Annotated in this window: 15 protein-coding genes; 5 read left to right on the top strand and 10 right to left on the bottom strand. The window is 68.6% G+C overall.

What is annotated here, in order from left to right; genetic code table 11:
- Positions 1 to 79: 79 nt before the first annotated feature.
- Positions 80 to 955 carry an alpha/beta fold hydrolase gene (locus tag ACFO5K_RS02600; protein ID WP_378555495.1) on the bottom strand — a complete coding sequence of 292 codons (876 nt, stop codon included), beginning with the start codon at positions 953 to 955 and terminating at the stop codon, positions 80 to 82.
- Between the two features lie 87 nt (positions 956 to 1,042).
- Between ACFO5K_RS02600 and ACFO5K_RS02595 the strand changes: the two genes are divergently transcribed.
- Entirely contained in the window at positions 1,043 to 1,627 is a 585-nt protein-coding gene (locus ACFO5K_RS02595; protein ID WP_378555494.1) for a CGNR zinc finger domain-containing protein, read from the top strand.
- Between the two features lie 104 nt (positions 1,628 to 1,731).
- Here the strand turns inward: ACFO5K_RS02595 and ACFO5K_RS02590 are convergent, their stop codons facing one another.
- The 4 genes from ACFO5K_RS02590 to ACFO5K_RS02575 form a co-directional block, all read right to left on the bottom strand.
- A complete protein-coding gene (locus ACFO5K_RS02590; RefSeq protein WP_378555493.1) occupies positions 1,732 to 2,547 on the bottom strand; it encodes an SDR family oxidoreductase in 816 nt (271 codons plus the stop codon).
- Between the two features lie 18 nt (positions 2,548 to 2,565).
- The gene (locus ACFO5K_RS02585) at positions 2,566 to 3,327 is read right to left on the bottom strand and encodes an ABC transporter permease (protein WP_378555492.1); all 762 of its coding nucleotides are present in this window, start codon (positions 3,325 to 3,327) and stop codon (positions 2,566 to 2,568) included.
- Positions 3,324 to 4,319: an ATP-binding cassette domain-containing protein gene (locus ACFO5K_RS02580; protein WP_378555491.1), complete on the bottom strand. Its 996-nt coding sequence runs from the start codon at positions 4,317 to 4,319 to the stop codon at positions 3,324 to 3,326. Before ACFO5K_RS02580 ends, ACFO5K_RS02585 begins: the two co-directional genes overlap by 4 nt.
- Positions 4,320 to 4,505: 186 nt before the next feature.
- Positions 4,506 to 5,072 carry a VOC family protein gene (locus ACFO5K_RS02575; RefSeq protein WP_378555490.1) on the bottom strand — a complete coding sequence of 189 codons (567 nt, stop codon included), beginning with the start codon at positions 5,070 to 5,072 and terminating at the stop codon, positions 4,506 to 4,508.
- 80 nt (positions 5,073 to 5,152) lie between these two features.
- Here ACFO5K_RS02575 and ACFO5K_RS02570 point away from each other — a divergent pair, with 80 nt between their 5' ends.
- Both ACFO5K_RS02570 and ACFO5K_RS02565 read left to right on the top strand, forming a co-directional pair.
- A complete protein-coding gene (locus ACFO5K_RS02570) occupies positions 5,153 to 6,139 on the top strand; it encodes a helix-turn-helix transcriptional regulator (RefSeq protein WP_378555489.1) in 987 nt (328 codons plus the stop codon).
- Positions 6,140 to 6,192: 53 nt separating this feature from the next.
- The gene (locus tag ACFO5K_RS02565; RefSeq protein ID WP_378555488.1) at positions 6,193 to 6,432 is read left to right on the top strand and encodes a DUF6480 family protein; all 240 of its coding nucleotides are present in this window, start codon (positions 6,193 to 6,195) and stop codon (positions 6,430 to 6,432) included.
- Positions 6,433 to 6,438: 6 nt separating this feature from the next.
- On the opposite strand, the gene ACFO5K_RS02560 is transcribed toward ACFO5K_RS02565, so the two are convergent.
- The 5 genes from ACFO5K_RS02560 to ACFO5K_RS02540 form a co-directional block, all read right to left on the bottom strand.
- Positions 6,439 to 7,608: a zinc-dependent alcohol dehydrogenase gene (locus tag ACFO5K_RS02560; RefSeq protein ID WP_378555487.1), complete on the bottom strand. Its 1,170-nt coding sequence runs from the start codon at positions 7,606 to 7,608 to the stop codon at positions 6,439 to 6,441.
- Positions 7,609 to 7,610: 2 nt separating this feature from the next.
- Positions 7,611 to 8,129 (bottom strand): hypothetical protein, encoded by a 519-nt coding sequence (locus tag ACFO5K_RS02555; protein ID WP_378555486.1) that lies wholly within the window; start codon positions 8,127 to 8,129, stop codon positions 7,611 to 7,613.
- On the bottom strand, positions 8,126 to 8,305 hold the full coding sequence (locus ACFO5K_RS02550) for a hypothetical protein (protein ID WP_378555485.1): 180 nt from the start codon (positions 8,303 to 8,305) through the stop codon (positions 8,126 to 8,128). The genes ACFO5K_RS02555 and ACFO5K_RS02550 overlap by 4 nt, the downstream gene beginning before the upstream one ends.
- 22 nt (positions 8,306 to 8,327) lie before the next feature.
- Positions 8,328 to 9,419 (bottom strand): Rv2629 family ribosome hibernation factor, encoded by a 1,092-nt coding sequence (locus ACFO5K_RS02545; RefSeq protein ID WP_378555484.1) that lies wholly within the window; start codon positions 9,417 to 9,419, stop codon positions 8,328 to 8,330.
- 79 nt (positions 9,420 to 9,498) lie between these two features.
- On the bottom strand, positions 9,499 to 10,677 hold the full coding sequence (locus ACFO5K_RS02540; RefSeq protein ID WP_378555483.1) for an AI-2E family transporter: 1,179 nt from the start codon (positions 10,675 to 10,677) through the stop codon (positions 9,499 to 9,501).
- 219 nt (positions 10,678 to 10,896) lie between these two features.
- Here ACFO5K_RS02540 and ACFO5K_RS02535 point away from each other — a divergent pair, with 219 nt between their 5' ends.
- Complete coding sequence (locus ACFO5K_RS02535) at positions 10,897 to 11,703, top strand: nucleotidyltransferase family protein (RefSeq protein WP_378555482.1); 807 nt, start codon at positions 10,897 to 10,899, stop codon at positions 11,701 to 11,703.
- A 4-nt stretch (positions 11,704 to 11,707) separates the two neighbouring features.
- A complete protein-coding gene (locus ACFO5K_RS02530) occupies positions 11,708 to 12,442 on the top strand; it encodes a metallophosphoesterase family protein (protein WP_378555481.1) in 735 nt (244 codons plus the stop codon).
- The last annotated feature ends 35 nt before the right edge of the window (positions 12,443 to 12,477 follow it).

Genomic DNA, 12,477 nt, shown 5'->3' with positions numbered 1-12,477 from the left:
TGTCGCGACTCGTTACGACAAGCTGGCCTGCACCTACCGAGCCGGGATCGTCATGGCCCTTACGGTCGAATGGTTGAAGCTATTGGGAGACATGACCTAGGCGATCCAGGAACGTGGCGATGAGTGGGGCGATCTGGTTCAAATGGGTTTCCAGGGCGAAGTGTCCGGTGTCGAACAGGTGTAGTTCGGCGTCGGGGAGGTCGGTGCGGTAGGCGTGGGCGCCGGGGGCGGGGAAGAAGGGGTCGTTCGCGCCCCAGACGATCAGGGTGGGTGGGGTGTGGCGGCGTAGCCAGTCCTGCCACGCCGGGTAGCGGGCGATGTTCGACTTGTAGTCGAAGGCCAGTGCGACCTGTGCTTCCTTGCGGCCGGGCAGGTCCAGGAAGTACTGGTCGAGTAGCCACGATTCCGGGGGCAGCAGGCTCGTGTCCGTCACGCCGGTTTCGTATTGGCCGCGGGTGCCCGCGAGGGTGAGCAGTTGGCGGATGGTGTCTTCGGCGCCGTCCTGTTCGGGACGCAGCGCGGTGAACTCGCGTGCCGCCTCGGAAAGCCCGGCCTCGTAGGCGTTCGCGTTCTGCACGATCACGCCGGTGATCCACTCCGGTCGGCGTTCGGCGAGGCGGAAGCCGACCGGCGCGCCGAAGTCGAAGACGTACACGGCGAAGCGGGTCAGGCCCAGGCGTCGCACGAAAGCTTCGGTGACATCGGCCAGATGGTCGAACGTGTACTCGAAATCGGCTGGGGCGGTGGTGTTCCCGAAGCCCGGATAGTCGGGTGCGATCAGGCGGTAGTGATCACCCAGTACGTCGATGAGTCGCCGGAACTGGTGTGAGGCGGACGGAAAACCGTGCAGCAGCAACAGGGTCGGGGCATCGGTGCGGGTGGGCACCGACTCTCGATAGAACACGCGCACGCCGTCGACATCGAGGTGGCGGTGGTGGACCAGCGGCAGGCTCATGGTAATCACATTCTTTCTGGTCGAGATGATGCATTAGGTGTAGCGCACTGGCACTAATGGGTCAATAGGGTTATGTATCATTAGGTCATGAGTGAGGGAGCGTTCCTGATCGGCGAGCCGCTGGCGCTGGATCTGGTCAATACCCGTCCGGCCGACGCGGATCTCCTGAGCACCCCGGAGCAGTTGGCCGACTGGCTACGGAAACAGTCCGATCGACTGCCCGAACCGCCGCCCGAACACCCGAGCGCCACGGATCTGCGCCACGTACGGCAGGTCCGCGACCACATCTCAGCCGTGCTCGCGGCGCTGCGGCACCACCGTCGCCCGCCGGCTGCGGCCTTGTCCGGACTCGACGCCGCTCAATCCGCGGCACCGGCGATTCAGCATCTGGAATGGGACGGCGCCGCGCTCACGGCCGCGGTGCGCCGCAGTGGGGCCGCCGGTCCGCGACTGGCCGCCGCCCTGGCCGTGGCCGCCGTCGAACTGCTCACCGACCCGGCGATCGCCCGCCTGAAACAGTGCGAGGCCGACGGTTGTGTCCTACTGTTCCTGCCCGCGCACCCGCGCCGACGCTGGTGCTCGGCACAACGCTGCGGCAACCGCGTCCGGGTCGCGCGCTACTACGAGCGTCACACCGCCGAGCACGTCGATGGTGGCGATACCGTGGTCTGATCCTCGGACCCGTGGCTCATCGAGCGGTGGCCCACCTGCGTCATCCGCTCGAACGCCCGGGACCGGCGGCGCCGGATGGCGCGCGCCGGTCCTGGAACAGCGCCCTAGGTGAACAGGTGGGCGTGCTCGGTCGCCCATCGACCGAATGTGCGGGCAGCGTGACCGGTCACCTTCGGCACCGTGTCGAGAACCGCGGCCGCGGCCGCGGGCGGATGTTTCGCCAGGCGGAGGCCGAATTCGACATAGTCGTCGCCGAACCCGTGACCGGCCAGACGCGTGCGCTCCTGCGCTTCGGTGAGCTGTCGGTGGGTGAGTGGCTCTCCGATCGCGGCGGCCAGCAGCTGTGTTCGTTGCGCCGGTGTCAGCGCCTCGGGCCCGGTGAGACGGTAGGACTTGCCCGCGTGGCCGTGCTGAGTCAGCGCGCAGCGGGCGACCGCGGCGATGTCGGCTTCGTGGACCATGGCGCTGGGCCAGTCGGCCAAACTCGAGACCGTGCGGTGTTGTTCGATCTCGTCGAGCCAGTCGAAGGTGTTGTACATGATCTCGACGGGTTCGAGGCGGGTCCAGGCGAGGTCACTGCGCCGCAGCGCGGCTTCGACGCTGGTGGTGGACCAGCCGCCCAGCACCGTGGCACGTCCGATTCCGCAGCGCTGGGCGAGGCCGACGATATCGCGGCCGTTGGTGAGGTCGGCGCCGTCGTCGCCGCCGAAGGTGATGAGGTGAACAGCGTCGACCCCGGAAAACGCCGCTTCGAGGGTGGCGACGTCGGTCAGGTCGCCCCGCACACCGAGCGCGCCCGGTGGCAGTTTCGCGGCATGCGGGTCGCGGGACAACGCCCGCACCTGATGGCCGTCATCGAGTAGCTGCTCGACGAGGTGGCGGCCGATGTGCCCGGTGGCGCCGCAGACGAGAATTTCCATGGTGCAGTCCTTTCCTGCTCAGCGGGTGCTCTTGGCCAGGGCGCGCAGGCCGACCGCGATGCCGACGACCGCGGTGAGTACTGCGGCCAGCCAGCCCAGGGCGACGTCGGAAGTCAGTTGGCCGGCGAACAGATCGCGCTCTGCGTTCACCACGTGGGTCAGTGGATTCACCTGCGAGATCGCCCGCATCCAGCCCGGAGCCTGTTCGAGAGGCAGCAGCATGCCGGACAGGATCATCAACGGAAACAGCAGCGTCTGGTGCACTGTCCAGAAGATCCAGTCCTGGTCGCGCACGACGATGGCCAGCGCGTAACTGAACGAGCCGATGCCCAGGCCGAGCACGCCCAGCAACAGCACGCCCTGTACCGCGCCGAGCGGGTCCGGTCGCAGCCCCAGTGGAATGGTCACCGCGATGATCAGCACCGCTTGGGCCACCAGCGGGACGAACTCCTTCACCGCGCGTCCCAGAAACAGCGCCGAGCGCGCCAGCGGGGTGACCAGCAGCCGCTCATGGGTGCCGTTCTGCAGGTCGAACTGCAGGTTGGACCCGGTGCCCGCGGTGCCGAACAGCGAGGTCATCACGAGGATGCCGGGGACGAACCACGCCCACGGCGAGGTGCCGTCACGCGCCAGCAGCGGCCCGAACAGCAACAGGAAGAACAGCGGCTGCACCAGCCCGAACACCACCGAGAACGGGTCGCCGAGCACCGGGCGCAATTCACGGGTCATGACGAGCACAGTGTCGGCCACGACATTGCGGCGCGGTGAGGTGGTGGTCATCGGAGTTCCTCCGGATCGTGGTTGCCGGTCGCGGCGATTCCCGCATCGCGCAGGCTGCGGCCGGTGAGTTCGAGAAAGACGTCGTCGAGGGTGGGTTCCCTGGTCGCGACGGAGATGACTTCGATGTCGTGCGCTCGCGCGGCGGTGATCAGGGCGGGGACTGCCTTCGGGCCGTTGGTCAGGTGCGCGACGACGGTTGTGCCGGTGTGCGTGACCCGGTGCACGTCTTCGGCTCGGCCCACCACCTCGGCCAGTTCGCCCGCCCCGGTGGCATCCCGGGTCTCGAGGGTGACCTGATCGCCCGCGTGTTCGCTTTTCAGCGTGTGGGGCGAACCGTCGGCGATGACGCGTCCGTGATCGACGATCACGACCCGGTCGGCCATGTGGTCGGCCTCGTCGAGGTAGTGCGTGGTGAGCACGATCGTCATTCCGGACTGCTCGCGGAGCCGGGCGATGTGGTCCCACAGGTTGGCCCGGTTGTGCGGGTCCAACCCGGTGGTCGGCTCGTCGAGGAACAACAGCGAGGGCTGGTGCACCAACCCCATCGCCAGGTCGAGGCGACGCCGCTGCCCACCGGACATGGCCTGGGACCGCCGTGGGCCCAGGCCCTCGAGGCCGAGGGCGGTGAACAGCTCGCCTGCCCGGACCCGCGCGGCCTTGCGGTCCAGCCCGTGAATCCTGGCCTGGGTCACCACCTCGTCCATCGCGCGCTGGGTGTGGCCCGCGCTGTTGCCCTGGCCGACGTATCCGATCACTCGGCGCACCTGCGCGGGCCGGCGTCCCACATCGTGGCCGCCGATTTCGGCGGACCCGCTGGTGGGCGGAAGCAGCGTGGTGAGCATGCGCATCAAGGTCGTCTTTCCGGCCCCGTTCGGTCCGAGGACGGCCACTACTTCTTCCCGCGCGACGGTGAGATCGATGCCGTCTACCGCGCGGACTTCGGTTCCGCCGGGACCGTGGAAGGTCCTGGTCAAATTCCGGGTGGTGATCATGTCCTGCCTTTCGATGGGTACAGGATGATCAAATCCCCAGTTGCGGACGATATATGACCGCAAGTCGATTCTGAGTGGAAGTCGTCCGAATCGAAATATGTTGAGGGGCAGGGGAATACACGAAAACCCTGCGGCGAAGAGGTGCCGCAGGGTGTTTTCCGGGTACTTCGATTCGGCTGGGACAGATCAGCGGGTGCGCGGATCCCGCAGGGCGGCCATCGCCTCCATCAGCGAGGAATGAACGGCCGTCAGCTCCGGCGTCGCGAACGACTCCCAGGACTGCTCGTCGGCGCCGGATTCGGCCTGCGCCCATTCGGATCCGCTGTCGGAGCCCTCGTCCCAGGACGCCGCGGCGGGGTTGTGCTTGTAGACCCACCACAGGTGGCCGAACGGGTCCGCGAAGCGCGACAGCACATCACCCCAGAAGTCGGTCGGCTCGGTGACGATCCGGGCGCCACGATCGGCGGCGCGTTGCAGTGTGGCCTTCGGATCCTCGACATAGACCCGGACGAACGCGGGCATGTACGGCCAGCCGGGTTTGCGATCGGCGATCGTGAGCGTCGAGTCGCCGATCCGCAGCTCGGAATGCAGCACCAGGCCATCGGTGTCGGCGGTGCGCGCCTCGGGGACCTCGAGCGCGCCGAACACCTCGACCAGGAAGCTGATCAGACCTGGCGCGTCATCGGTCCAGATGAAGGGATCGACCGTCGCCGAGCCGGCGGGCGCCGGGGGAACTGCGGGATTGTCGGACATGCTGTCTCCTTTGGTTGGTGACCCCAGTCTTGCCCCACTTCCGGACAGTATGTGTCCACAAGTTCGCCTAATCTCGAGGTGTGTCCACCAGTACTCGCGCCCTCGCCCTACTCGGCCTGCTGCAGAGCCGCCGCCATTGGTCCGGAGCCGAGCTCGCGCGCCGCCTCGGCGTCGGCGAACGCACGGTCCGGCGTGATGTGCTCGGTCTCCAAGAACTGGGCTATCCGATCGTCACCACTCGCGGAACCGGCGGCGGCTACCAGCTCAGTGCCGGTGCCGCGCTGCCGCCGCTGGTATTGAGCGAGGAGGAGGCCGCGGCCACTGTCCTCGGTCTCAAGGAGATCGCGACCGGTATCCACCCGGCCTCCGCGGAAGCCGCCATGAGCGCGATGGCCAAGATCGTCCAGGTACTTCCCGCCCGGATTCGCCGCCGCATCGACAGCCTGCGCACCGTGGCCACCCCGGCGGGCGAGGGATACCAGCGGGCCGCCATCGACGACGTCACCGCGTTGACGACGCTCGCGCTGGCCTGCCGCGACGCCGACACCGTCGCTTTCACCTACCGCGACGGCGAGCGCGCGCTCTCCGACCGTACGGTCCAACCGCATCGGATCGTCAATGTCGAGAACCGTCTCTACCTGGTCGCGTGGGACCTGGACCGTACCGACTGGCGCACGTTCCGCGTCGATCGCATCGCGCGACCACACCGCACCGGCGCGCGGTTCGCGCCGCGCGACCTGCCCGGCGACGACCCGGTGGAATACGTGCGCAATCAGCTCGGGTCGATGCCGGCCAGATACCGGGTGCACGCCACCGTCGAGGCGCCGGCCGAACAGATCAGAGCCGAGATCGTGCACTACGGCACCGTCGCGGCCCTCGACGCCCGCTCCTGCGATGTCCACATCGCCGCGGAATCGCTGGACTGGGCGGCCTTCTGCCTGGCCTCCATCGGCGCACCGTTCGTCGTGCACGGACCACCCGAAGCGATCGAACTCATCACCGGGTGGGGAACCCGGCTCCTGGCCGCCACGGAGAACGGACCCGCACCTGCCACCCGGGCTGATTGAGGGTCTCCCGCAGGGGTAGAGCGGTCGTGAGCGACTGCTGAGGAGGTATGCCCATGGCTTCGACCGCTGACGATCCCGATCCCGATCCCGCACGCACTCCGGATCTCGACCCGGGCGGTGGCGTGCCGCCGGGTTCGACACCGCCGGAGTCGGCGCAGACTTCGGGGCTGTCCGCGCCGGAGCCCCGCACCCGGCACCACTTTCCGCCGACCGGGGTCGCCGCCGTCATCGTCACTGTGCTGATCGTCGCCATGTTCCTCGCCGCGGCGGTGGCGATGCTGTTCGCCTTGTAGGACGGCTCAGTGGCGGAAGACCGCGCGCAGGCACTCCCGCTTGTTGTCCTTGAAGGCCGCGTAGCCCGCGACCGCGTCGCGCAGCGGCAGGTCGTGGGTGATCAGGTAGGTGGGATCGAGCGCCCCGCTGGTGATGAATCCGAACATCCGCTCGATGTCGCGCTGGCCGGACTGCTGGGCGGTGCGCAGCGTCAGCCCCTTGTTGGTGAGCACACCCGTCGGGAACTTGTCGGTGAGACCGTAGACCCCGAGCACCGACACCACACCGGTCTTACGGCACGCCATGATCGCCTCACGCAATGCGGTGGCACGGTCGGTCTCGAGTCGCAGCAACTGCTTGGCGCGGTCGTAGAGCTGCTGCACACCGGTGCCGTGGGCTTCCATGCCGACGGCGTCGATGCAGGCGTCGGGGCCGCGCCCGCCGGTCATCTCGCGCAGCGTCGCCGGAACACTGTCGACGCTGGTGTAGTCGATCGTGTCGGCGTCGCAGTGGCGTTGCGCCAGCGCCAGCCGTTCGGCGAATCGATCGATCACGATCACCCGGCCCGCCCCGAGAATGCGGCTGGTCTGCGCGGCCATCAGCCCCACCGCGCCGCTGCCCCACACCGCCACGGTGTCGCCGGGGGAGATGTCGCAGAAGTCGGCGCCCATCAAACCGGTGGGCAACGCGTCGGAACAGAACAGCGCCTGCTCGTCGGTGACGGCCTCGGGGACCGGGAAACAGTTCACGTCGCCGAAGGGCACGCGGATGTAGTCCGCGTGCGATCCCTGGTATCCGCCGAACGGATGGGTGTAGCCGTAGATTCCGCCGCTGGGCGTACCGAGGATCGGTTGCTGCAGGGCGGCGTTCGGGTTGGTGGTGTCGCACGCGGAATAGTGGTCGGTGTCGCAATAGGCGCAGGCGCCGCAGCCGATGAACGAGGGCACCACCACCCGGTCACCGACCGAGATCCGGTCCACTTCCTTGCCCGTCTCCACGACCTCACCCATGAACTCGTGGCCGATCACATCGCCGGCGCGCATGCCGGGCAGATATCCGTCGATGAAGTGCAGATCCGACCCGCAGGTGGTGCTCAGCCGCACCGCGATGATCACGTCGTGCGGATTGACCAGCCGCGGGTCGGGCACGGTCTGCACCGCCAGGTCGTTCACACCGTTCCAGCACAGTGCGCGCATGCTCAGGCCTCCTGGTCCGCGGCGTCGCGGCGTCCGCTCGGATTGTGCGCCAGCGTCGGCGCCTCACCGGTCTGCAGCAGCGCCCGCGCGCGATACAGGGCGGTGAAGGCAGCCGGCGCGGTGAGCTGTTTCGGCAGTGGGCCCGCGACCCGGATGGTCACTTCGGTGCCCAGATCCTTGGGGGCGTCGGCGAAGAGCAACCGGATCTGGGATCGGCCGGCCGAGTCGTGGCTGCCGACGAACCGGATCTCGTCGGCGGCCACGACGGTGTGGGTCACCCACTGCGTGGCCGCGGCGGTGCCCTCGGCGAACGACCAGGTCAGCCGATCGGAGTCGGTCGCTGTCACCTGCGCGATGCCGTCGAGCACGGCCGACAGGTTGTCCGGATCACGCCAGAACCGCTCGACGGTCGCGCGCGGCCGGGCGATGGTCACCGCCTGGGTGGCCACGCCGGCGGCCGGTGCGACGATCTTGCTCAGCAGCCGTCGCGTCTGATCCTCGAGCGGACCGGCCCAGTTCACGGCGATTCGACGTCGGGCCGGATGCCGACGTCGGGATCGTCGTCGGCGGGCGGCTCCGGGTCCCGCCATTCCTCGGCCCGGTTCGACCGGTTGCCCCGGATCGTGCCTTCCAGCTCGTGGGCGAGTTCGTCATCTTGCGCGGGGCCGTGTTTGGTGTTGCCTCGTTCGACAGCCATGTCGAGCTCCCTTCGGATCGTGTCAGCGGTATCGCACCAGCGCCGCGACGCCGTCTTCGGACGGCAGACCGCTGGTGACCGTGACTTCGGCGCCGGTCAGCAGCGCCGCCACGGGCAGCGCCTCGTCGGCCCGGCAGGTTCGGTGGTCTGCGGTGTCGCCGGTCCAGCCGACCGGTGCATCCAGGTCGACGCTCACCTGGGCTCGGTCGTCGCCGACCAGGACAGTGCGGTCACCGAGCCGGTCGGGGTCGATCAGCAACCGGTCGACTCGCGCCGTCCGCAGTGCTTCGGCCGTGGCACTCAGACCGGCGACGGCGAGCCCGTCCGGGCGCGCGATCTCGGCGGTGAGGGTGTCGAGCACCGCTGCGCGGTCGTGGCGCGATCGCGCGGCGACGACGTCGTGGACCGCGTCGGCGAGTTCGCCGGGGTCGCTGCCCGGCGCCCGGGCACCGGCCTCGACCTCGACGACGTCGGCACCGTGCTCGGGCAGCGACCGGTGCAGGGCGCTGCGCGCGGCGACTTCACCGGCCACCACGATCACTTCGGCGTGCACATGGTCGGCCTCGGCGGCCACCTCACCGGCGAGTTCGTCGATGGTGTGGCGGGTGGTGTCCTCGACCCGCTGCTGGATCGAGCGATGCGACCAGGCGCCGCCGCGGGGTTTGTGCACCGGATACGGGTCTTCGTCGATCACCCGTTCGGTGATCTCGCCGTGTTCGTCGACCGCTTTCAGATCGCACCCGGTCCGATCGACCACGGCGACGACGTGGGGGATCACCGCCTCGTGATGGCGCAGGATCGGCAGGAGATAGGGCAGCGGGGAGACCCGCACGACCTCCTGACCCGGCGGTTCGGGCAGCAGTTCGTCGACGTGGACCGCGGTGTCATCGATGATGAGAACCCGGCCCGCGCGCCCGCGGCCCGGCGGTCCCTCGGCGATCGCCCGGTCGAACAGCGCCAGCATCTGCTCGCTCGCGCCCGCCTCGTGCAGCCGGGCGTGGATGGATCGACGGCGCAGTTCCAGCTGTTGCGCGGCGTCCTCGGTGTCGTGTGACGCGTCCATGTACACGACGGCGAAGGGCCCGCGCCGTTCCGCGATTTCGTTGATGGTCATGTCAGTCACGTCACGCGCGTACCCGGCTCATCGCGTCCGAATCGGATCGGCGGGATTTCTCTGCTCGGTCCCGCTGTGCTCAGCGCACGGGCAACGACTGTTCGTCGCGCTGGTCTTCGTCTTCGTCTTCGTCCGGTACGGCCGGTGCGGTGGCGGTGTCGATCTGTTCGCCGACATAGCGCACGACCACCGCGATCATCGCGACGACCGGCACGGCGAGGAAGGCGCCGGTGATGCCGTAGAGCGAACCGCCCGCGGTGACCGAGAGCAGCACGATGACGGCGTGCAACTCCACGGTCCGGCTCTGCAGGACCGGTTGCAGCACATTGCCCTCCAGTTGCTGCACCGCGATCACCACGCCGAGCACGATCAGCGCGGTGGTCAGACCGTTGCCGACCAGCGCGACGAGCACCGCGAGCGCACCGGCGACGAAAGCGCCGACCATCGGCACGAATCCGCCGATGAAGGTGATCACCGCCAGTACCAGCGCCAACGGAACACCGAGGATGAACAGCGCGGCGCCGATGAGGACGGCATCGACCATGCTGACGATCGCCTGGGTGCGGATGAACCCACCCAGGGTCGTCCAGACTCGCTCCAGCACGGCTTCGAGGTGGCGGCCGCTGCGGTCACCGCACACCTTGTTCATCCAGGGCAGCAGCCGCTGACCGTCCTTCAGGAAGAAGAACACCAGCACCAACACGAGGAACACGGTGATCAGCACCGATGTCGCGGTGGACACGCCGGTGAAGACCCCGTTGGCGATCTGTGTGCCGCTGGACTGCAGACGATCCACGATCGCCTGGACCGCGGAATCGAGTTGTTCGTCGCGGATGTTCAAGGGCGGCCCCTGCGCCCAGTCGCGCACCTGATTGACGCCGGCGGTGGCCTTGTCGGCGAGTTGGGGCGCCTGATCGGCCACCGAGGGCACGATCAAGGCGATGACCCCGCCGAGCAGGGCGAGGAAACCGACCAGCGTGATGGACGCGGCCAGCGCGTTCGGCAGCTTGTGCCGGGTCAGCCACCGAGCCGCCGGCCACAGGACCGTGGTGACCACGACCGCGAGGACGATGGGCAGCAGCACCACCCACAGCCGCGCGGCTATCGTCCCGAGCACCCACGCGCCCAGCGCGATCGCGACGATGCACAGTGACCACTTGGCCAGCCACAGGAGCCCACTGCCGATCACGTCCCCGCGCTCACGCACCGGCCGGCTGTTCGACTGCGTCTTCACGGATTTCTCAACCGTCTCGCTCACCTCGCCAGTCTGGCATGCTCGCCCGACCTGCGGCACGGTCGACGACCGTGCCGCCATCCCGGAGTGTCCCGCCGGTACGGGGCGCCCCGTACCGGTGTGGCGGCACGATGGCACAGAACCGCGTGATTGAGGTGCGGGCAGGCGGGTAGAGCGACCATGTGGCCGTCGAAAAGGGCCACCGAGCTCGGCCCGAGTCCGCATCCGAAAGGTGGTGACCCGATGACCGCCGAGATCGACGACCTGCTGCACACGTTGACGCTGGTGGTCAACACCTTGCAGCGCAGCGGCATCCGTTTCGCGGTGGCCGGTGGTTGCGCGGCGTACGCGCGCGGCGGACCACCCTCGGACCACGACGTCGACATCTTCGTCCGGCCCGCCGACGCCTCGGCGGCGCGATCAGCGCTCGTCGCGGCCGGTCTGCGGGCCGCCGACCCGGTGGAGGACTGGCTGACCAAGGTCTACCACGGCGACATCCTGGTGGATCTGATCTTCCGCACCAACCACCGCACCATAGACGACGAGCTACTCGACCGGGCCGAGCACATGCGGGTCGGTCCGGCGACCGCGCCGGTGCTCACGGCGACGGATCTGCTGGTCGACAAGCTGATGGTGCTCGACGCGCACCGCCTCGACTTCACCCGGTTGCTCGCCACCGCACGTGCGCTGCGCGAGCAGATCGATTGGGCGCGAGTACAGCGCGAGACCACCGAATCGCCGTATGCCCGTGCCTTTCTCGGGCTGGTTGATGACCTCGGCATTCACCGGGGTGGTCTGCACGCCGAGCCGCCGCAGTACGTGGTGGCCCACATCCGGCGCGCGTTCGCCGAGGACCCGCGCACCGCCACGCTGGGCGTGCACGTCACGGTGCGCGGCGATGTCGTGGTGCTCACCGGTGAAGTGTCCGACGAGCAGTGCCGCGACGCGCTGGAAACAGTGCTGCGTGAGCAGATCGGCGCGTTGCGGGTGCACAACGACGTCCGCGTCAACCGGCCGGGCGCGCCGAGCGAGCCGGAAGTACTCAGGTGAGGCCATGCGAGTAGCCGCGGTCGGCGATGTTCACCTCGGCGCGGATTCGCGCGGGCGGTTGCGTCCCGCGCTGCTGGACCTGCCCGCACATGCCGATGCGCTGCTGCTGGCAGGTGACCTCACCCGTCTCGGTACCCGAGCCGAAGCCGAAGCTGTCGCAGCCGAATTCGGTGACCTGGCGGTACCGGTCGTCGCTGTGCTGGGCAATCACGACTATCACAGCGACCTCGCCGAGGAGATGACGGCGTTGCTGGTCGCGCACGGGATCACGGTGCTGGAGGGCGAGGCCACGGTGCTCACGATCGGGGATCGCACCCTGGGTATCGCGGGTACCAAGGGCTTCGGCGGTGGGTTCGCCGGCAAATGCGCGAGCGCGTTCGGCGAACCGCAGATGCGCGAATTCGCCGACCACACCGTCGAACTCGCCGACGGCCTGCACGCGGCGCTGAGTGAGTTGCGCACCGATGTCACGATCGCGCTGACGCACTACTCGCCGATCTCGGACACCCTGCACGGTGAGCCGCCCGAGATCTATCCGTTCCTCGGGTCCTACCTGCTGGGCGAGGCGATCGACGCGTGCGAGGTCGATCTGGCGGTGCACGGTCACGCCCACGCGGGCATCGAGCGGGGCACCACCCCGGGCGGGATCCGGGTGCGCAATGTGGCCCAGCCCGTGATCGGCGCCGAGTACGCGGTCTATGACCTGGCGCCGATCGGCGACCCGGTGGCGGCGGAGTGAGCCGCCGTCCCGGCACGATCCGACAACGAAAGGAC

The sequence above is a fragment of the Nocardia halotolerans genome, assembly GCF_042650145.1.
GTDB lineage: Bacteria > Actinomycetota > Actinomycetes > Mycobacteriales > Mycobacteriaceae > Nocardia > Nocardia halotolerans.
The sequence above is the reverse complement of the archived record's forward strand: the minus strand, read 5'-3'. Positions and strand labels throughout refer to the sequence as shown.